Consider the following 18,864-nt stretch of genomic DNA (forward strand, 5'->3'; position numbering starts at 1 on the left):
TGCACTGCCGGCAGCGCTCCAACAATCGGCCTGCGTAGTTGCTACGCCTCCCGATAATCACAACAACGAGCTCCTGCGATGAAGACCATCCCCTCCCCGGCCGACCTGGCGCTGCCCGCTGCGGCCCCGATGACCACAGTGCGCTGGCGCATCTTCCTGATCCTGTTGCTGCTGACCGCAATCAACTACATCGACCGCGCCTCGCTGTCGGTGGCGCTGCCGCTGATCGCCCCCGAATTCAACCTGACGCCGGCCATGGAAGGGCTGATGCTCAGTGCGTTCTTCTGGTCCTATGCCTTGATGCAGATCCCTGGCGGCATGCTGCTGGACCGCTTCCACACCCGCGGCATCATTGGCGCGGCAACCGTGGCCTGGGGCCTGTTCCAGGCACTGGGCGCGGCCTCGCACAACTGGCTGGTACTGCTGCTGACGCGCATTGGCCTGGGCGTGGCCGAGTCGCCGATCATGCCCGCTGGGGCCAAGCTCAATGGCGCCTGGCTGACGCCTAACGAACGTGGCCGTGGCGCGGTGCTGGTGGATGGCGGCGCGCCGCTGGGCAGCGCCCTGGGGGCTATCCTGATTTCCGGGCTGATTGCCTGGCTGGGTTCGTGGCGGTTGGCCTTCGTGGTGGCCGGGGTCGGCACCGTATTGGCCGGCATCCTGGCGTGGAAGTACATCCGCAACCATCCCAGCGAGCACCCGGGGGTGAACGAGGCCGAACTGCGCCACATCACCGAAGGCAACGCCAGCGCCCATGCCGCGGCAGCCAAGGCCAGGCTGCCGCTGCGCGAGCTGCTCAAGGACCGTTCGATCTTTGCCATGTTCGCCGGCTACAGCTGCATCCTGGCAGTGTTCTACGGCCTGCTGACCTGGATGCCGAGCTACCTGCACAAGGCCCATGGCCTGAACATTTCGGCCATGGGCGGGGCGACCTTCCTGATCTTCATGTGCGGGTTTGTCGGCGAACTGATCGGCGGCTGGATCGGTGACCGCTGGCGGGCCAGCGGTGCCTCGCCGAACCTGGTGATGCGCACCATGTTCAGCGGTTCGGCGCTGGTGGCGGCGCTGTGCATCCTGGCGGCAGCCTATGTGGGCGAGACCGTCGCGGTGATCAGCCTGCTGTGCGTGGCGATGTTCTTCATCCGTTGGTGCGGGATGTACTGGTGCCTGCCGGCGATCATCGGCGGGCCGTCGCGTACCGGCGTGCTGGGTGGCACCATGAACTTCTGCGGCAACATGGCCGGGGTGCTGGTGCCGATCGTGATCGGGCTGATCGTGCAGTTCACGGGGGATTACTTCTTTGCGCTGATCTTCTTTGTGGTGGCTGCGGTGTTGATTGCGGTGTTTTCCAGCTTGATCGATTACCGCGAGCGGCAGTTCTGAGACCTAGATTGCGAGATTCCTGTGTGGCTTCAGCCGCGAACACCGGCAGAGCCGGTGCCATCCACCGCGTCGCCTGCTTCGCGGGTGAACCCGCTCCCACAGGTACGGCGCAGGCTTCGGGATCACGCTGTACCTGTGGGAGCGGCTTCAGCCGCGAACACCGGCGCAGCCGGTGCCATCAACCGCGTCGCCTGCTTCGCGGGTGAACCCGCTCCCACAGGGACGGCGCAGGCTTTCGGGCTCACGCTGTACCTGTGGGAGCGGCTTCAGCCGCGAACACCGGCGCAGCCGGTGCCATCCAACGCATCGCCTGCTTCGCGGGTGAACCCGCTCCCACAGGTACGGCGCAGGCTTTCGGGCTCACGCTGTACCTGTGGGAGCGGCCGTGACCGCGAACACCGGAGCAGCCGGTGCCATACACCGCGTCGCCTGCTTCGCGGGTGAACCCGCTCCCACAGGTACGGCGCAGGCTTTCGGGATCACGCTGTACCTGTTGGAGCGGCTTTAGCCGCGAACACCGGCAGAGCCGGTGCCATCCACCGCGTCGTATTCTTCGCGGGCAGACCCGCTCCCATAGGGGGCCGCAACAGGGCTCAACCGGCCGTAAGCTCCTCCACCAGCAACCGCGCCGCCGGCGACAGCGGCGCGGCTACCCGGTGCACGATCCCGAACGGCTCGCTCAGTGCCCGCAGCTTCACTGCCAGCGACACCAGCAACCCGCGCTGCTCGGCAAAGGCCGCCACGGCGCTGGGGATCACCGCCACCAGCGTCGGGTCATCTTCCAGCAGCATGAAGGTGGCAAAGGTGGAGAAGGTTTCCAGCGGGTAGCGTGGCACCTCCACCCCCGCCTCGCTCAACTCACGCTCCAGCGCCTGGCGCATGGGCATGTTCGCCGGGTAGACAATCCAACGGTACTGGCTCAGGTCGCCAACTTCCAGCGCCGCCGCCCCGGCCAGCGGGTGCTGCGGGTGCGCGACCACCGCCAGCGGCTCCTGGGCCAGTTCGACAAAGGCGTAGTCCGCCGCGTTGCGGCCCAGCCCTGGCCGGCAGATGGCCAGGTCCAGGCGCCCTTCATCAAGCTGGGCCAGCAGGTTGGCACTGGTGTTCTCGGCGATCTCCACCGCCAGTTGCGGCTGCTTGCGGCGCAACCGCCCGAGGGCACCGACCAGGGTCGGCATGGCACCCATGATGCTGCCCACCGCCAGCCGCCCACCCTGGCCCTGGACGATGCCAAGCACCTCTTCGCGCAAATGCCCCAGGTCACTGTGAATCAAGCGCGCATATCGCACCACGCAACGGCCTACGTCATTGGCCACCAGGCCGCTGGGCAGGCGCTGGAACAACGGCACACCCAGCACCTCTTCCACCTCGCGCAAGGCCTTGGTGGCCCCAGGCTGGGAAATCGCCATGGCCTCCGCCGCCTTGTGCAGGGAGCCGCAACGGTCCAGTTCGATGAGCAGGCGTAACTGACGCAGGCGCAGGCGGGAAAAAATGGAGTCCAGGGAGGGGATCATCGGGCAGGCTCGGCATGGGTCTTGTAATGCCGAGCACTATAGAGGGGTGTCAACGGGCGATTGTTGAGTTTGCGGCAAATGTCCTTTGCCCCAGAAACACGCATTTTCGCCTTTTCTGTAGGAGCAGCCTTGTGCTGCGAAGAGGCCGGTACTGACCAAACATGTGTATCACTCGTACCGGCCTCTTCGCAGCACAAGGCTGCTCCTACAAAGGTGTATGGCTGCAAAACAAGGTAACGATCTGCCAACGTCGGTAGCGTCTGGAATCTCTATTGTAGGTATCCCACACGAAACGGATGCGAGGAACACTACATGGATCGTGCTGAGGCCAACCTGCTACGCCGGGGGCGTTTTTCAGAGCCTGGCAGGCTGTACCTGCTGACCACTGTCACCCATGCACGCAAGCCGCTGTTTCAGGATCTTCGTACAGCTCGCCTGGTCATCAGGGAGCTGAGGCGGTCGGAACGCCTTGGTGCTTGCCGCTCACTTGCCTGGGTGCTGATGCCTGACCACTTGCATTGGCTGGTAGAGCTGCGTGCTGTCACATTGAGCAGCCTGATGCGGCAGTTCAAATCGCGATCTGGTACGGCATTGTGCAAGGCGGGCGTGAGCCCGGGCCAAGTCTGGCAACGCGGGTTTCATGACCGAGCGCTGCGCCAGGACGATGATGTGCGCAAGGTAGCCCGATACATCATTGCCAACCCTCTGCGGGCTGGCCTGGTAGCAGAGATTGGCGATTATCCACACTGGGACGCAGTATGGCTCACTGACAGCCTGCACAACTCCTTGTAGGAGCAGCCTTGTGCTGCGAAGAGGCCGGTACAGGCGATACACATGTTCAGTCAGTACCGGCCTCTTCGCAGCACAAGGCTGCTCCTACAGGTGAGGCGTTCAGTGCGGGTTACGACGCGACAGGCAGGCATACCCCAGGCCCAGCACGCTGGCCGCCAATACGCCCAGCAGCACCATCAGCTCGCGGCTGTAACGGGCCACCCAGGCCGGGAAACCGATGACCTCGCGGTAAACCTGTATGTCAGCCTTGCCATCGGCGTGACTGATGCTGACCCCGCCCTGGCGGATCTGTGAGTAGTCCGCATCGAAATACACCCATACCTTGCACGCGCCACCCGGCTCGATGACGGGGATGTCCGCTTGCATGGTGGAGGTTTCCAGGATGGTGTCATTGCCAGCTGCATCGCGCACCTGCACAAGGCCTTTCGCCGGCAGGCGGATTTTCACCTGGCGCACCTGCGCATCACCGCTGTTGCGCAGCTCGATGAGCAGACCGGTACGGTGGTCGACCAGCCCGGCCTCGAAGGGCTTGGCGAACAGCTGGGCATACGGCGCCTGGGCCATTTCGATCAGCCGCTCGACCTGATCGTGGCTCAGCCCGCCCTCGCTGATGGCATTGATACGCCCCTGCAACTGCTCGTACTTGAGCTGCTCGCTGGCTTTGGTGATGCGTTCGCTGAACTGGCTGGGATAGGTGAGGTAGGCATAGGTCAGCGATGCCTCCAGGCGCGGGTTGCCCCTGAGCAACCCATAGGCGGCCAGCAGGACCATCAGGCCAAGCAGCACGGCTACGAGGAGTTTCCCCACCTTGTCCCAGCTCAATGCGAACTTCCTTCTGTCGTGATACAGAGATTCAAACTGACCAAGGGTGCCAAGTTCATGGTCCCCAGGCAAGTCTGACTAAGGCTCCTGCTCGCCTCCCCGAGCCTGGCGCAACTGCTGCAACTGACCGTCGATCAGCGCCTTGGCCATGCCTGCCAGGTAATACGTGGCCTGCATCATCGCCTTGCGGTCACCAGGCCGGTCGATGGCCTTGCGGGTGAGTTCGGTAATGCAGCCCATGATGCTCGAGGCCTCCATCAGCGCCGTACGCATTGGCAGCTGCGCGTTCATCTGCACCAGTTCGGCGCCGCCGTTGCCAAAACGGCCCGCTGCGCGCACGACATTGAGGTTGCTGCTTTCTTTCGGAGTGTCTTTGTCCATGTCCATTCCTCGGGGTTACGAGCGTGCCGAGACTAGGGCGCTGCATGCCCCGCCACAATAACCTTGGGGGTGGAAAGGCTTACTTTCGGAAATGGACTACAAGGAACCTACAAAGGGGATGCTCCACCACCACTCAGGCTCTTGACCGGCAACCGGCAGTGACGGACGATCAATCTCCCCCCACAAGGATGAACACCATGCTACGGATACTGGGCAGAGCCTCCTCCATCAATGTACGAAAAATCCTGTGGGCGTGCGCCGAGTTCGAGGTCGCGTTCGAGCGCGAAGACTGGGGGGCGGGTTTCAAGCCCACGGACAGCGCCGAGTTCCTTGCGTTAAACCCCAACGCCATGATCCCGGTGATCCAGGATGGCGACTTCACCCTGTGGGAATCCAACAGCATCATCCGCTACCTGGCCACGCGCTATGGCGCCACCGGGTTCTACCCGGGCGAGGCGCAGGCGCGGGCCAGGATCGACCAGTGGATCGACTGGCAGGCCTCGGACCTCAACCGTTCCTGGAGCTACGCGTTCATGTCGCTGGTCAGGCACTCGCCCGCCCACCAGGACCCACAGGCCCTGGCCGCCGGCTGCGCGGACTGGGCGCGCTACATGCACATTCTCGACCGCCAGCTGGCAAGCACCGGTGCCTACGTGGCCGGCAGCCAGTTCACCTTGGCCGACATCCCCATTGGCCTGTCGGTCAACCGCTGGTTCGAAACGCCGTTCGAGCACCCGCACCTGCCGGCAGTGCGCGATTATTACGAGCGGCTGAGCGAGCGCCCGGCCTATCACCTGCATGGCCGTAACGGTACGCCGTGATGGGCAAAACTGTGGGGCTGCCTTGCAGCCCATCGCGACACAAGGCCGCTCCTACAAGGAATCGCGTCTTCCTGTAGGAGCGGCCTTGTGTCGCGATGGGGCGCAAAGCGCCCCCCGAAGATCTCCACCTGTTACACAGCAACCTGACTCGCCGCAGCCCCCGCCCGCCCCCGCCAAGCGAACAGCAGCACCATCACCAGGCCCAAAACCGCCATCGCCGCCCCCGCCAGGGAAACCGCCGAATACCCCAGCCCGGCATTGATCACCGCCCCACCCAGCGCCGCACCAATCGCATTCCCCAGGTTGAACGCCCCGATGTTCACCGCCGACGCCAGGTTGGGCGCATCCTTGGCCGCCTCCATCACCCGCATCTGCAGCGGCGGCACCAGGGCAAAGCTGGCAGCGCCCCACACCAGGATCGCCAGCGCAGTCGGCAGCGGCCAGTCCATCACCAGCGGGAACACCAGCAACACCGCAATCAGCACGGCCAGCGACAGCATCAGGGTACGGTCGATCGAGCGGTCCGCGGCCTTGCCACCCCACACGTTGCCCAAGGTCAGGCCGACACCGAACAACACCAGCATGGCCGTGACGAAGGTGGTGGACGCTGCCGCTTCGCTCTGCAGGATCGGCGCGATGTAGGTGAATACCGTGAACATCGCACTGGAGCCCACCACGGTCAGCAGCAATGCCGCCAGCACCGGCCCGCGGCCCAGCACGCGGATTTCGGCCATGGCCCCGCCACCCTTGGGCGACGACACATTGGGCAGTGCGTACCAGAGGGTGGTCATTGCCACCAGGCCGAGCCCGGCGATGCCCCAGAATGCCGTGCGCCAGCCCAGCATTTCACCGAACCAGGTCGCCAGCGGCACTCCGCCGATGGTGGCCAGGGTCAACCCCATGAACATGGCGGCCACGGCCCCGGCGCGCTTCTCGGGCGGCACCACGCTGGCCGCGACGATCGAGCCGATGCCGAAGAACGCACCGTGGTTCAGCGAGGTGACCACGCGGGCGACCAGCAGGCTGGCGTAGTCGCTGGCCAGGGCCGACATCAGGTTGCCGAGGGTAAAGATGGCCATCAGCCCGATCAGCAGGTAACGCCGTGGGATCTTCACCGTGGCCAGGGTCATCAGCGGTGCACCGATCAGCACACCGATCGCATAGGCACTGACCAACAGCCCGGCAGCGGGGATGGAGACACCAAGGTCGGTGGCGATGCTGGGCAACATGCCCATGGGGGCGAACTCGGTGACACCGATGCCAAAGGCACCGATGGCGAGTGCGACAAGAGGTGGGTTGATACGCATGGCAAGCTCCTTATCTGTGCTGCAAATGCTACGATCCGAAGGCTAGCCGCACTAGACTGCATTTTTGCGAACCACCTTTGCTGAAGAGGCACAAATGGACTTCAGTGGAAGATCCGGAGAGATGGAAATATTTGCCAAGGTGGCCCAGGAGGGCAGCCTGTCCGCAGCCGCCCGGGCGTTGGGCCTGACGCCTTCGGCGGTGAGCCGCATCCTCGCGCGCACCGAACAGCGCCTGGGCATCCGCCTGCTGCTGCGTACCACCCGGGCGATCACTCTCACGCCCGAAGGCGAAGCGTACCTGCGCGGTGCACGGCGGGTGCTGGCCGACATGCTCGAAGTGGAAGAGGCCATCACCGACCAGGGCGTGCCACGCGGGCGCTTGCGGGTCAGCGCAGCACTGGGCCATGGCCGCTTGACCGTGGTGCCGTTGCTGGCGGCGTTCAGCGCGCGCTACCCGCAGGTGCTGGTCGACCTTACCCTCAGCGACGAAGTGGCCGACATTCTTGGCGGCCAGGCCGACGTGGCGCTGCGCTTCGGCCACCTGCCGGACAGTTCGTTGAGCGCCCGCGCCATTGGCGAAACCGGCCAAGTGATCGTCGCCTCGCCCGAGTACCTGGCGCGCTGCGGTACGCCGCTTGTGCCGGAAGACCTGGCCCGGCACAACTGCCTGCGCTTCAACTTCCGCCGCGCCGCACCCGACTGGCCGTTCCGCCGCGACGGGCAGGTTTTTTCATTGAAAGTGACGGGCAATATCGAATGCAGCAGCGGCGAGGCCTTGGCGCAGTTAGCCAGGCTCGGCGCCGGCGTGGCGCGCATCGGTACCTTTACCGTGGCCGATGACCTGGCCAACGGGCAACTGGTGCCGTTGCTGGAGGCGTACAACCCAGGTGATTGCGAGCCGATCCATGCGGTGTTCGTCGGCGGCCCGGCGATGCCGGCGCGGGTGCGGGTGTTCGTGGATTTTCTGGTGGAACAACTGTCAGGTATGCCCAGCGCCTTGTAGGAGCGGCCTTGTGTCGCGAAAGGGCTGCAGAGCAGCCCCAACAGACTATGCACAGTTGCTGAAATCCAGGGGCCGCTTTGCGGCCCTTTCGCGACACAAGGCCGCTCCTACAGAATCGCGCTGTACAGGATCCCTTGCCCTCGGCTCATGTTCAGGAGTTACTTCATGCCCTACCCCATCGAACAGAAACTGGTCATCGGCGTTGCTTCGAGTGCGCTGTTCGACCTCACCGTCTCGGACGACATCTACCAGACCCAGGGCGTCGAGGCTTACCGCCAGCACCAGCAGCAGAACCTGGACGAACCCTTCCCCAAGGGTGTGGCGTTCCCGTTCATTCGCCGCTTCCTGAGCATCAACCAGGCCTTCCCCGAGCAGTTGCCGGTGGAGGTGGTGCTGCTGTCGCGCAACTCGCCGGAAACCGGCCTGCGGGTGTTTCGCTCGATCAGCCACTACCAGCTGGACATCACCCGCGCGGCGTTCATGTCGGGCCGCTCGCCCTACGAGTACATCCCGGCGTTCAATGCCTCGCTGTTCCTCAGCGCCAACGAGGAGGATGTGCAGAAAGCCATCGACGCCAACTACCCGGCCGGGCGGGTGCTGCCGACACGCATCTACGATGACGAGATCGACACCGAACTGCGGGTGGCCTTCGACTTTGACGGGGTGATTGCCGATGACGAGGCCGAGCGCGTGTACAAGCGCGACGACAACCTGGACGAGTTTCAGGAGCATGAACGCGTGCGCAAGGGCATCCCGCATTCGCCGGGGCCGCTGGCGGACCTGTACCGCAAGCTTTCGCTGATTCGCATGCTCGAAGACCGCAAGTTGGCCGAGGACCCGGCGTACAAGCGCATCTTGCGGATTGCCATCGTGACGGCGCGCAATGCCCCCTCGCACGAGCGGGTGGTGACGACGTTGAAGGATTGGGGCGTATCGCCGGACGAGTGCTTCTTTCTGGGCGGGATGGAAAAACCCAGGGTGCTGTCGATACTGAAGCCGCATGTGTTCTTTGATGACCAGCGCAGCCATTTGCAATCGCCGGCGGGGGATTTGCCGATGGTGCATGTGCCGTTCGGGGTGGCGAATCGCGAGCGTTCGGTAGCGGACTCTGCGCTCGACGTGCCCCACAGGTACAGCGTTGCTCCCGAGGTTGTCGCTGAACCTGTGGGAGCGGCCTTGTGTCGCGAAAGGGCCGCAAAGCGGCCCCAGGATTGATGCGCAACAGTTGAAATTGCTGGGGCCGCTCTGCAGCCCCCGCCCGCTTTACTCAGCTGGCCCAGCAGGACTGCCGAATGACGCTGCAGAAATTCCCAGGCCGGAATGCAGGCTCCTTGTCCGCGATCACATCCGCCTTCACGTTGCCAAACGTGGTCTGCGGCTTGTGCCGGATCCCGTCGTAAAACGCCTGGATGATCGCCTCCTTGAACCGCTCCCCACGCGGGTGCGCCTGGACCACGGCGTCCCGCGCGGCAATCCCCAGCCCTTCGTGGTGCAGCCCCAGCACATCAGTCTCCACCCCCGCCGTGACCAGGGCGATCAGCGGGTGCATGTGCTCTGGAATGCCCGGCGTGGTATGCAGCGCGATCGCCGTCCACACTCGCTCGACATCGCGCTCGTCCACGCCGTGGCGCTGGAGGAAATCGCGCGCCGCATTGGCACCGTCCACCTCGAAGCGGCAGCAATCGCTGCTGTGCTGATGGGTCAGGCCCATGTCATGGAACATGCAGCCTGCGTACAGCAGTTCACTGTCGTAACGCAGCCCCAGCCGCTGCCCGGCAAGGGCCGCGAAGTAGAACACCCGGCTGGAGTGGTGGAACAGCAAAGGGGAAGCCGTGTCACGGACGAGCTCGGTGATTTCCCGAGCCATGGCGCTGTCGGGCACCTGGATACCGGCGATGGATGAGGACATGGTCGCTCCTGGGTGGGTTGATGACGAGCCCAGTCTGCTGCTGTGAGCCAATGTCCTCAATTGACTTGTAGCGCCAGATACTGCCATTGTCGGCGGATTACGGACTTGCGGCGCAACGCCCGGAGCCACCATGCCCTCTGCCCCCATCACGGTCGCCATCCTGGCCATGCCCGGCGTACAACTGCTGGATGCCTGCGGCCCGCTCGATGTGTTCGCCGAAGCCAACCGCCAGGCCGGCCGTGACGCCTATCGCCTGCTGTTGCTGGCTTGCGAACCGGGGCCGCTGGTGAGCTCTTCCGGTACGCGCCTGGTCGCCGACGGCTGGATCGGCGAAGACCTGGAAGCCATCGACACCTTGCTGGTCGCCGGCACGCCGCAGGCTGCCGAGCAGTACCTGCGCCCCGGCATTCTCGACTGGCTGCGGCAACGCGCGGGCGCTTGCCGGCGTTACGGCTCGGTGTGCACGGGGGCGTTTGCCCTGGCGGCTGCCGGGTTGCTGGATGACCGGCGTGTGACCACCCATTGGGCCGTGGCGCAGCCGCTGGCCGAGCGTTATCCGCGGGTGCAGGTGGATGCCGACGCCATTCAGGTGCATGACGGCAACCTGCGTACCGCTGCGGGGGTAACGGCTGGGCTGGACCTGGCGCTGGCCCTGGTGGAAGAAGACCTGGGGCGGGATATTGCCAAGCAGGTTGCCGGGCACCTGGTGATGTACTTCAAGCGGCCTGGCGGGCAGCTGCAGTTCAGCCGGCAAGGTGGGACATCACCGGTTGGGCGTTCGGCATTGCAGGGGTTGCAGCGTTACGTGGCCGCCAACCCTGCACTGGACCACGGGGTTGCCAGCCTGGCTGCGCGGGTTGGGCTGAGCCCGAGGCATTTTGCACGGGTGTTTCAGGGTGATGTGGGCATGACCCCGGCCGCGTGGGTGGAGCTGGCGCGGGTGAATGCTGCGCGGGCGCGGCTGGAGGCTGGGCGAGAGGCACCGAAGCAGGTGGCGGCGCTGTGCGGGTTTGCCAATGCGGATACGTTGCGGCGGGCGTTCGTGAAGCATGTGGGGGTGACGCCGGCGGAGTATCGCAAGCGGTTTGGGCGGTCGGGGTGAGGAGACCTTGATAAGCGTGGCGTTCACGCAATGTGCAACGCCAATCAGCCCCCAGCGACACAGGTTGTCGCCCTCCTGGCAAAAGCTACCCACACCAAGCCAGGAGGAAAACGAGATGAGAGACCTGTTTGCAGTCATCGGCTTTGCCGTGGTGGTGAAGAAGGGATACGAGTGGTATCGCGAGTACAGCGAGCTCAAACGCGAAAAAGCGCAACGGCAGTGAGCTCGCAAAGCCCGCGTAATACCAAAGGCGATAAAAATTGACGCGCAAATGCGCCATTAAACCGCCATTACCACTAGCATATGGCCACCATTCACCGGTACGATCCGCACAGCTAGAAGTCGTGCCGGGCAGCCGGTGATCCAGAACAAGGTCGTTTTCATGTCACAAGCGAAGGACACGCTGCTCAGACTGTTTGCCTTGCTCCGTCTTATCCCGACAGAGCCACAGCGCATTGCCACCCCCACATTGCTGGAGAAGCTTCGCGATCGCGGGTTTTCGGTCACGCTGCGTTCCATTCAACGCGACCTGAATCGGTTGTCCATCCCCTTCTCCCTCGTGTGCGACGACAGCGAGATGCCTTTTCGCTGGAGCTTCACTCGTAACGCGCCCTTGCAGCTGCAAGACATGGATGCGCCTACGGCATTGGCGCTTTACCTGTCCGAAAACCATCTGCACGCCTTGTTGCCGCAAACAGTCCTGGACCAACTGGGCCCGCAGTTCCGCCGCGCCCGTAACTACCTGCATGGCGTAGGGGCCAATGGCCTGGCCGACTGGGCCCGGCGCGTTCGTGCACTGCCCAACGGTAAAACCTTGATCCCGGCTGCGGTGTTGCCAGAGGTTTGGGCACAGGTATCCAGCGCGTTGCTGGAGCGTCGGCAACTGCAGGTGAGCTATCGAAGCCGCAGCAAAGATGCCATCAAGCAATTTCGCCTGCATCCGGCCGGGCTGGTATCGCGCCATGCCATCAGCTACCTGATTGCGACGGTTGATGACTACAGTGACCTGCGCCAGTTTGCATTGCATCGCATCCAGCAAATCGAAGTGCTCGGCGAAGCTGCCGAGCTGCACAGCAGCTTCGATGTCGACGACTACATCGCCAGCGGCGTATTCAACCTGCGCCAGTCCGACACCCATGTAGAACTGATCGCTGATGTTCATCCACAGATCGCCACCTTGTTGCACGAGACGCCCCTCAGCCAGCAACAGGAATTGACTGACCTGCCTTCAGAGGACTGGAAGCGATTACGCGCCAGGGTGCCCCTGGACCGGGAAACGCTGTGGTGGATATTCGCGCTCAACGACAACATCCGCCTACATGCCCCACAGGTCTGGGTCGACGAGATCCGCCAGCGTTTGCGCTCGATGCAAGCGTTCTACCTGGAGGCTTGCCCCGCCTGACCTCAACCCTGCAGTACGTTGTGCCGATTTTCCGCTACCGCTGCTCAATGTGAGCGCGAAAGCAAACCTAGACAGATATCGATATCCACCAAAAGGACATTGCCATGCCGCTTCCTCTAATCCTCGGTGCCGCCGCCCTGGTTACAGCTGCTTACGGAGCCAAGAAAGGCTACGACGGATACCAACGTCATTCGGAAGCCGACGAAATTGTCAAAGGCGCCCAGGAACGCTATGAGGCGAAGAAGGAAATCTTTGACGAGCAGGAAACCAAAACCACTTCCGCTCTCGAAGCCTTGGGGAAAAAGGAACTGGAGATCGGCCAGAGTTTTGCTGAATTCAAGGTACTGGCCGACAAACTGCTGGACCAGATGAACGCCGGCCGCCAGCACAAACTGGAAGTCAACATTCCCAAGCACAACCTGCAAAAGGTCGACAGCTACAGCTTCACTGCTGTTGGCGTGCTGGGTACCGTAGCGGGCGCAGGTACTGCGGGCGCTGCGGCGGGCTTCGCCGTCTATGGCGGTGTAATGGCCCTGGGCGCGGCTTCGACCGGCACCGCCATTTCGTCGCTGGCTGGTGTTGCCGCTACCAACGCGACCCTGGCGGCAATCGGTGGCGGCTCTTTGGCGACCGGTGGCCTGGGCATGGCAGGCGGTACCGCAATTCTGGGCGCAGCAGTGGCCGCCCCGGTATTGGCGATTGCCGGCTGGGCTTACAACAGCCACGGCGAGGAGGCGCTGAAAAACGCCCGCAAAGCCGACCAGGAAGTGACAGCGGCAGTCGGCAAGCTTGCCCGCGCCACCGAAATGCTCGGTGAAACAGAACACTACACCCGCAAGATCCGTCGTTCGCTGATGTCCATCTACGCCCAGTTCAATCAGTATTTCGACAGCCTGAAGGACATCGACAGCTTCCTGCAGGACCTCAAAGGCCGCAACGTCGATGCCAAGGCGGAACTGGCCAAGCACAACGAGTCGATCGTGCGCACCATCGAAAACGGCTACGCCCTGGCGGCCATTCTGGTGAACGTCATCACCACCCCGATCTTCAAGCTCAAGAAGGTCAACGGTCAGGTCGCCAAGGACAAAGATGGCGTTCCGACCATGGAACTGGACAACGACGGTTCGATGGTCCTGAACGAGAGCGAACTCGACAAAGTGATGGTCAGCGCCAGCGCTGAAGCAGAAAAGGTCGAAGCAGCCTGATGCCCTCCCGGGGAAGGCTCGCCTTCCCCACCTCCCCCTTTTCGATTTTCATGGACCCGAACATGCACGCCGCAGCGCGAGACTATCCCTGGGCTGAAGAGCTCGAGAAAACCGTAGTCACCAGCCTGGCCACCAGTTTTGGCCTGGACTTTCTTTTGTTCCAGGACAAACACGGCGGCGAGGTGGACACCATCCACAATGCACGCAATGGCGTTTGGGCAACGGAGCAGGAGAAGCAACGCTTTGAAAAGCGCGGCGACTACAATCCGGATCCATACCATCAGCACGAAAACTACATCGAGACAGGGCGCCGGGACAAAGCCACTCACCTGGCTGGCGAACTTCACGACCCTTACCGCAACACCACGTTGACTGCAGCCCAGAAACGCAACCTTGATCACGTTATCAGTGCCAAGGAAATTCATGACGATGCCGGCCGCGTGCTGGCCGGGCTGGACGGTGTCGAGCTGGCGAACCAGAGCAGCAACCTGCAAACGACCCACGAAAGCATCAACAAGTCGAAAGGCCAGACGCCTATCAACGACTACCTCCGCGATTTGCCCGAGCTGATCGGCAGAAGCGAAACCAAACTGGCAAAGGACCGAGCACGCCTGGCTACCTTGCCGCGTGACACCCCCGAGCAACAGCACAATGCACGCGTGCTGGAAGATCAGATTCGCAAAGACGAAAACAAGATCGAAACGTTGAAGGCCATCGACCCCGATGAGATGCGCAAACGGGACGAGGCTGCCCGGGCGCCCTACAACGAACAGATCAACCGCGCCTACTACACCAGCAGCAAGTTCTGGAAGCAAAGCGCTTCCGCGTCGCTGGATGCCGGCCTGAAAATGGGTGCCCGCCAGATGCTTGGCCTGGTGCTGGCCGAAGTCTGGTTCGAATTGCGCGGGCAGGTGCCGGCGCTGCTTGAAAAACTCAAGCACAAGTTCGACTTCGAAACCTTCATCGACAGCGTCAACAGCACCTTGAAAGGCATCTGGACGCGTGTGCAAAAACGCTTCACGGACTTTCTCATCGGCTTCAAGGACGGCGTTTTCGCGGGTGTCATGGCCAGCGCGACCACCACGCTATTCAATGTGTTCGCCACGACCAAGGTCATGGCGGTCAAGATCATTCGCGAGGTCTGGGGCCAGTTGGTCAAGGCCATCAAACTGATGATCTTCAACCCCGAACAACTGGGCTTCGTCGACCTCTGCAAGGCCGTTACCAGCTTGATGTCCCTCGGTGCCGCCACTGTCGTGGGCACCATGGTGCATGCCCAACTGCTGCCACTGTGCAGCTTCCCGTTCGGCGGTGAACTGGTGGCGTTTGCCAGCGCATTGGTCACCGGGGTGGTCACACTGGGCCTGAACTACTTCCTGCTGCACAGCCCAGTGGCCCACAAGCTTTGGGCCTTCATCGAGTCGATCATGCCCCACGCCGGAGTGGTCAAGCACTTCGAGTCGGTAAACGCAGAGCTGGACCGTTACCTGACCGAGCTGAGCAAGCTTGAGTTCAACCTGGATGCTTATGAACTTGAAGCGTTCTCGCTGACACTGATGGCCTGCAACGATGAACTGCAGCGCGGCATGGTGCTGAAAGCTGAAGTAGCCAAGCGCAACATCGAGCTGCCGTTTGAAATGGGCAACAGTGCGAGCACTCGCGACTGGCTGGCCTCGCTGGTGTAAGGATGCAGCCGTTTCCATGCAACCAGTGCGGCCTGTGCTGCCGGAACGTTCACCTGGCCGAGGAAACGCGCTTCCTCGACCGGGGGGACGGCACCTGTCGACATCATGACGTGCCCAGCAAACGCTGCACGATCTACGAGGAAAGACCTGAGATCTGTCGGGTGGATCGGCAATATGAGCTGCACTACGCCAACCGGTATGGCTGGGATGAGTTTGTGAAGCTGAATGTTCAGGTATGTGAGGTGTTGCAAGAGCAGTCGCCACAAGGCTAGATCTGCTGCCTACGCAATCCGCCAATCATCGCCCGGCATGATGCGTCGCATGAACTCATCGAAGAGCGGTACCGTGAACGCCGTATCACCGTGGCTCGGGCTATAGATCATCCCTTTATCGATCAATGCACTACGCAACGGCGCGAGCGTGGAAACCTTCCGCTCCAGGCGCGCCGCAATATCCCCAGAGCGATGCGGACCGGCACCCAGATCCGCCATGCCACGCAGGTACTTCTTTTCCGCTAGCGTAAGGCGGTCAAAGCGCACCCGGAAGAAGCTCTCATCCAGTGTGGCAATCGCCTGCTCTGAAGCAGTTTCGACATCAGCGCTGGTGATGGGGCTCTGCGTGGCTACATCCCATGAATGCTTGCCCCACTCCTGCAGGAAGTAGGGATAGCCCTGTGAATGTGCCAGCACACTTCCCAGCGCCGCCTCTTCGAATGCCACACCTTCATCTTCTGCAGGCCGTACTACCGCAAACCTTGCGGCCTCAGGAGCAAGCGGGCCGATCTCAGGGAAGTCGAACAGTCGCTCCGCATAGGATTTCGCGTTACCACAACGCCCACGCAATTGGGGCAGGCCAGCCCCAACCAGCGTGACAGGTAACTGGCCCTGGGCACAGCGATGCAAGGCTGTAATCAACGCGGCCAACTGATCTTCGGCAACGTACTGCAACTCGTCGATGAACATCACCAGCGCCGTGTCGGCGCGCTGTGCGGCCTTGCCGGCCTCCTCCAGCAAGGTCGCCAGGTCGCCTTCCAGGTCACCGTTATCAGCCAAGCCAGGTTCTGGCTCCAGGTCCAGGCCTACTTCTATGTCCGCGTAGGCAACCTTCAACGACTTTGCAAAACCGGCAAGGGCTCGCAACCCCCGTTGAGCCAGGTCCCGAGCCGCTTCCACCCGGCTCAGGCGAAGCAGCGCCAGGCGCAATTGAGGCGCCAACAATGCGGGTAGCGAACGGTTTTCCGGCGCCTCCATGCGTATGGCATGAACGCCCTCGGCCTCGGCTTCAATGCGCATTTTTTCGAGCAGTACAGTCTTGCCCACGCCGCGCAAGCCGACCATCAGCACGCTCTTCGCCGCTCGGCCTCGGCGAATGCGGGCGATTGCGATGCTTACCTGCTTGAGCAATGCGTCGCGACCAGCCAATGCCGGCGGCGGCGCGCCTGCTCCCGGGGAATAGGGATTAGCGATCGGGTCCATGACTTATACCGAGTTTAGGAAAGTTATCGAATTTAGATAACTTAACTAATCTCACTTGATTCGGCAATGTCAGCAAAAGCAAGCCCCTGTGCACAGCACTTTTCTTGAGACCCGACGGTGTTGCCGCTAGCACTTCCGGGCTGTTGCCGGATACCTTTCACAACCAGAAGCGACAGTGAACCTTTGTGCCAGCAGTGGCTCAGTTGTGCAAAGCGCGCTTACCACTCCGACAAGGGATTGCCATGAGAGATGCCCCGTCCACCGCCCTTCCCCAGGCTCGCATCGAACGTGAACTGAGCCCGCGGGCGGTGCTCACCGGCGTAGTGCTGGGCATTCTGCTGACACCCTCGAATGTGTACGCGGGCCTTCGGATCGGCTGGTCGTTCAACATGTCGATCATCGCCTTGCTGGTCGGTTTCACCCTGTGGCAGGGCCTGGCGGGGCGCAGCAAGGGCCGGCCCGCATGGACGTTGCACGAAAGCAACATCAACCAGACCGTGGCCTCGGCCGCCGCGTCCATTGTTTCTGGCGGGCTGGTCGCGCCGATCCCCGCCTATACCCTGCTCACCGGTCACCAGCTGGACCCGCTGCCGATGATGGCCTGGGTGTTCTCCGTGAGCTTTCTGGGCATCTGGATCGCCTGGTATCTGCGCCCCGCCCTGCTCGATGACCATGGCCTGAAGTTCCCTGAGGGCATGGCGACCCTGGAGACATTGCAGCAGATTTACCGCCACGGCCACGAAGCCATGATGCGGATAAAGGTGCTGTGCAGCGCCGCGTTGCTGTCGGGGCTGGTGAAGTGGATTGACGGGTTCGTCTGGGCGATACCGCGCTGGGCACCCTCGCCTGTGCTCGAGCGCCTGACCTTCACGCTCGATCCTTCGCTGATGCTGGTCGGCTTCGGCGGCATCATCGGTATCCGCGTGGGCCTTACGCTGCTGTTCGGCGCCGCGCTGGCCTGGGGCGGGCTGGCACCGTGGCTGATCGACCATGCCCTGGTGGTGCTGGCCACGAACGCCAGCGGCCCACAGTTCGCTGCCCTGGTGGAATGGCTGTTGTGGCCGGGCGTCAGCCTGATGGTATGCGCGACCCTGACTTCATTGTCGGTCCGCCTGTTGCAAATGCCCCGGCAAAGGCCCACCGCCCCGCTGGCAAGTCGGGCAGCGCACGCCCTTGGGCGATTTTACCTGGCGCCTGCGTGGGGGCTGTTATTGTCCATTGCGCTGGTGGTGGCGTTACAGGCGTTGCTGTTCGGCATCGACTGGTGGATGGCGCTGCTGAGCATTCCCTTGGCGATATGCCTTGCGGTGGTCGCCGCGCGCGTGGTCGGCGCCACCGGTATTGCGCCGATCGGCGCCATCGGCAAGCTGTCGCAGCTAAGCTTTGGCCTGGTCGCCCCGGGCCAGGTGGCCATCAACCTGATGAGCGCCAACACTGCCGGCGGCGCGGCCGGGCAAGCCACCGACCTGATGAACGACTTCAAGGTTGGCCAGGCGATCGGCGCCACGCCACACAAGCAACTGATTGCACAGTGCCTGGGCATTCTCATCGGCAGCGTGGCGGGCGTGCTGGTGTACCTGGTGCTGATTCCCGATCCGCAGACCCTGCTGCTTACCGAGCAATGGCCCGCACCGGCCGTGGCGACCTGGAAGGCCGTGGCCCAGACCCTGATGCAGGGGCTGGGGGCTCTGTCGCCGGAGCTGCGCTGGGCGATCGTGGCCGGCAGCGCGGCAGGCGTACTGCTGGGCGCGCTGGACAGCCTGCTGCCGCAATGGGTGGCGCGCTGGCTGCCGAGTACCGGCGCGCTGGGGCTGGCGTTCATACTGCCTGCATCGATCAGCATGATGATGGGGCTCGGCGCGGTGGTTACCTGGCTGGTCGGCTGCCGTTGGCCGAGCGTTACAGCGCGGTTTGCGATCACGGCCGCAGCGGGGTTGATTGCCGGGGAAAGCATTTCCGGGGTGGCGGCATCGTTCTGGGAGATGGTGCGGATGCTGTAGCGGCTGGCATGGCGCGGCCATGCTGCCTGGGCAGCCCATCGCGCGTTCACGCTTGACCCACAC

General features: G+C 63.0%; 17 protein-coding genes. 11 read left to right on the top strand and 6 right to left on the bottom strand.

The features are described 5' to 3' along the window. The first annotated feature begins 78 nt into the window (after nucleotides 1-78). The gene (locus ACGLHT_RS16120; protein WP_075044788.1) at nucleotides 79-1,383 is read left to right on the top strand and encodes an MFS transporter; all 1,305 of its coding nucleotides are present in this window, start codon (nucleotides 79-81) and stop codon (nucleotides 1,381-1,383) included. 593 nt (nucleotides 1,384-1,976) lie between these two features. Here ACGLHT_RS16120 and ACGLHT_RS16125 read toward each other — a convergent pair. Further along, the gene (locus ACGLHT_RS16125; protein ID WP_025338586.1) at nucleotides 1,977-2,897 is read right to left on the bottom strand and encodes a LysR family transcriptional regulator; all 921 of its coding nucleotides are present in this window, start codon (nucleotides 2,895-2,897) and stop codon (nucleotides 1,977-1,979) included. Nucleotides 2,898-3,209: 312 nt separating this feature from the next. Here ACGLHT_RS16125 and ACGLHT_RS16130 point away from each other — a divergent pair, with 312 nt between their 5' ends. Beyond that, nucleotides 3,210-3,689: a transposase gene (locus tag ACGLHT_RS16130; RefSeq protein ID WP_025338585.1), complete on the top strand. Its 480-nt coding sequence runs from the start codon at nucleotides 3,210-3,212 to the stop codon at nucleotides 3,687-3,689. A gap of 99 nt (nucleotides 3,690-3,788) precedes the next feature. Here ACGLHT_RS16130 and ACGLHT_RS16135 read toward each other — a convergent pair whose 3' ends face one another. Then, nucleotides 3,789-4,511 carry a hypothetical protein gene (locus ACGLHT_RS16135; protein WP_025338584.1) on the bottom strand — a complete coding sequence of 241 codons (723 nt, stop codon included), beginning with the start codon at nucleotides 4,509-4,511 and terminating at the stop codon, nucleotides 3,789-3,791. A gap of 78 nt (nucleotides 4,512-4,589) precedes the next feature. Beyond that, nucleotides 4,590-4,892, bottom strand: a complete 303-nt coding sequence (locus ACGLHT_RS16140) for a DUF3077 domain-containing protein (RefSeq protein WP_025338583.1) — start codon at nucleotides 4,890-4,892, stop codon at nucleotides 4,590-4,592. Nucleotides 4,893-5,089: 197 nt separating this feature from the next. Here ACGLHT_RS16140 and ACGLHT_RS16145 point away from each other — a divergent pair, with 197 nt between their 5' ends. After that, nucleotides 5,090-5,713 carry a glutathione S-transferase family protein gene (locus ACGLHT_RS16145; protein ID WP_274079623.1) on the top strand — a complete coding sequence of 208 codons (624 nt, stop codon included), beginning with the start codon at nucleotides 5,090-5,092 and terminating at the stop codon, nucleotides 5,711-5,713. A 131-nt stretch (nucleotides 5,714-5,844) separates the two neighbouring features. Here the strand turns inward: ACGLHT_RS16145 and ACGLHT_RS16150 are convergent, their stop codons facing one another. After that, nucleotides 5,845-7,020: an MFS transporter gene (locus ACGLHT_RS16150; protein WP_274079624.1), complete on the bottom strand. Its 1,176-nt coding sequence runs from the start codon at nucleotides 7,018-7,020 to the stop codon at nucleotides 5,845-5,847. Nucleotides 7,021-7,114: 94 nt separating this feature from the next. Between ACGLHT_RS16150 and ACGLHT_RS16155 the strand changes: the two genes are divergently transcribed. Next, complete coding sequence (locus tag ACGLHT_RS16155) at nucleotides 7,115-8,023, top strand: LysR substrate-binding domain-containing protein (RefSeq protein WP_274120250.1); 909 nt, start codon at nucleotides 7,115-7,117, stop codon at nucleotides 8,021-8,023. A 165-nt stretch (nucleotides 8,024-8,188) separates the two neighbouring features. Continuing rightward, nucleotides 8,189-9,238, top strand: coding sequence for a 5'-nucleotidase (locus ACGLHT_RS16160; protein WP_085592344.1), 1,050 nt, complete (start codon nucleotides 8,189-8,191; stop codon nucleotides 9,236-9,238). A gap of 52 nt (nucleotides 9,239-9,290) precedes the next feature. On the opposite strand, the gene ACGLHT_RS16165 is transcribed toward ACGLHT_RS16160, so the two are convergent. Continuing rightward, complete coding sequence (locus ACGLHT_RS16165; RefSeq protein WP_025338578.1) at nucleotides 9,291-9,932, bottom strand: HD domain-containing protein; 642 nt, start codon at nucleotides 9,930-9,932, stop codon at nucleotides 9,291-9,293. A gap of 130 nt (nucleotides 9,933-10,062) precedes the next feature. On the opposite strand from ACGLHT_RS16165, the gene ACGLHT_RS16170 reads away from it, so the two are divergent. The 5 genes from ACGLHT_RS16170 (at nucleotide 10,063) to ACGLHT_RS16190 (ending at nucleotide 15,598) form a co-directional block, all read left to right on the top strand. After that, entirely contained in the window at nucleotides 10,063-11,034 is a 972-nt protein-coding gene (locus ACGLHT_RS16170; protein WP_075044779.1) for a GlxA family transcriptional regulator, read from the top strand. A gap of 382 nt (nucleotides 11,035-11,416) precedes the next feature. Beyond that, on the top strand, nucleotides 11,417-12,436 hold the full coding sequence (locus ACGLHT_RS16175; protein WP_274079632.1) for a YafY family protein: 1,020 nt from the start codon (nucleotides 11,417-11,419) through the stop codon (nucleotides 12,434-12,436). A gap of 104 nt (nucleotides 12,437-12,540) precedes the next feature. After that, on the top strand, nucleotides 12,541-13,641 hold the full coding sequence (locus tag ACGLHT_RS16180; RefSeq protein WP_025338575.1) for a hypothetical protein: 1,101 nt from the start codon (nucleotides 12,541-12,543) through the stop codon (nucleotides 13,639-13,641). A gap of 62 nt (nucleotides 13,642-13,703) precedes the next feature. Then, on the top strand, nucleotides 13,704-15,326 hold the full coding sequence (locus ACGLHT_RS16185) for a hypothetical protein (protein WP_025338574.1): 1,623 nt from the start codon (nucleotides 13,704-13,706) through the stop codon (nucleotides 15,324-15,326). 2 nt (nucleotides 15,327-15,328) lie between these two features. After that, on the top strand, nucleotides 15,329-15,598 hold the full coding sequence (locus ACGLHT_RS16190) for a YkgJ family cysteine cluster protein (protein WP_137163559.1): 270 nt from the start codon (nucleotides 15,329-15,331) through the stop codon (nucleotides 15,596-15,598). Between the two features lie 9 nt (nucleotides 15,599-15,607). Here ACGLHT_RS16190 and ACGLHT_RS16195 read toward each other — a convergent pair whose 3' ends face one another. Next, on the bottom strand, nucleotides 15,608-16,801 hold the full coding sequence (locus tag ACGLHT_RS16195) for an ATP-binding protein (RefSeq protein ID WP_137163558.1): 1,194 nt from the start codon (nucleotides 16,799-16,801) through the stop codon (nucleotides 15,608-15,610). A gap of 242 nt (nucleotides 16,802-17,043) precedes the next feature. Between ACGLHT_RS16195 and ACGLHT_RS16200 the strand changes: the two genes are divergently transcribed. Then, the gene (locus ACGLHT_RS16200; protein ID WP_274079626.1) at nucleotides 17,044-18,801 is read left to right on the top strand and encodes an OPT family oligopeptide transporter; all 1,758 of its coding nucleotides are present in this window, start codon (nucleotides 17,044-17,046) and stop codon (nucleotides 18,799-18,801) included. Nucleotides 18,802-18,864: the final 63 nt, after the last annotated feature.

The sequence above is a fragment of the Pseudomonas sp. PsB genome (genome assembly GCF_043658375.1).
Lineage (GTDB): Bacteria > Pseudomonadota > Gammaproteobacteria > Pseudomonadales > Pseudomonadaceae > Aquipseudomonas > Aquipseudomonas putida_Z.

What these genes read in the sequence shown, in the direction of transcription:
- ACGLHT_RS16120 (WP_075044788.1), top strand. Translation starts at nt 79, where the DNA reads ATGAAGACCATCCCCTCCCCGGCCGACCTGGCGCTGCCCGCTGCGGCC.
- ACGLHT_RS16125 (WP_025338586.1), bottom strand. Translation starts at nt 2,897, where the DNA reads ATGATCCCCTCCCTGGACTCCATTTTTTCCCGCCTGCGCCTGCGTCAG.
- ACGLHT_RS16130 (WP_025338585.1), top strand. Translation starts at nt 3,210, where the DNA reads ATGGATCGTGCTGAGGCCAACCTGCTACGCCGGGGGCGTTTTTCAGAG.
- ACGLHT_RS16140 (WP_025338583.1), bottom strand. Translation starts at nt 4,892, where the DNA reads ATGGACAAAGACACTCCGAAAGAAAGCAGCAACCTCAATGTCGTGCGC.
- ACGLHT_RS16145 (WP_274079623.1), top strand. Translation starts at nt 5,090, where the DNA reads ATGCTACGGATACTGGGCAGAGCCTCCTCCATCAATGTACGAAAAATC.
- ACGLHT_RS16150 (WP_274079624.1), bottom strand. Translation starts at nt 7,020, where the DNA reads ATGCGTATCAACCCACCTCTTGTCGCACTCGCCATCGGTGCCTTTGGC.
- ACGLHT_RS16155 (WP_274120250.1), top strand. Translation starts at nt 7,115, where the DNA reads ATGGACTTCAGTGGAAGATCCGGAGAGATGGAAATATTTGCCAAGGTG.
- ACGLHT_RS16160 (WP_085592344.1), top strand. Translation starts at nt 8,189, where the DNA reads ATGCCCTACCCCATCGAACAGAAACTGGTCATCGGCGTTGCTTCGAGT.
- ACGLHT_RS16165 (WP_025338578.1), bottom strand. Translation starts at nt 9,932, where the DNA reads ATGTCCTCATCCATCGCCGGTATCCAGGTGCCCGACAGCGCCATGGCT.
- ACGLHT_RS16170 (WP_075044779.1), top strand. Translation starts at nt 10,063, where the DNA reads ATGCCCTCTGCCCCCATCACGGTCGCCATCCTGGCCATGCCCGGCGTA.
- ACGLHT_RS16175 (WP_274079632.1), top strand. Translation starts at nt 11,417, where the DNA reads ATGTCACAAGCGAAGGACACGCTGCTCAGACTGTTTGCCTTGCTCCGT.
- ACGLHT_RS16180 (WP_025338575.1), top strand. Translation starts at nt 12,541, where the DNA reads ATGCCGCTTCCTCTAATCCTCGGTGCCGCCGCCCTGGTTACAGCTGCT.
- ACGLHT_RS16185 (WP_025338574.1), top strand. Translation starts at nt 13,704, where the DNA reads ATGCACGCCGCAGCGCGAGACTATCCCTGGGCTGAAGAGCTCGAGAAA.
- ACGLHT_RS16190 (WP_137163559.1), top strand. Translation starts at nt 15,329, where the DNA reads ATGCAGCCGTTTCCATGCAACCAGTGCGGCCTGTGCTGCCGGAACGTT.
- ACGLHT_RS16195 (WP_137163558.1), bottom strand. Translation starts at nt 16,801, where the DNA reads ATGGACCCGATCGCTAATCCCTATTCCCCGGGAGCAGGCGCGCCGCCG.
- ACGLHT_RS16200 (WP_274079626.1), top strand. Translation starts at nt 17,044, where the DNA reads ATGAGAGATGCCCCGTCCACCGCCCTTCCCCAGGCTCGCATCGAACGT.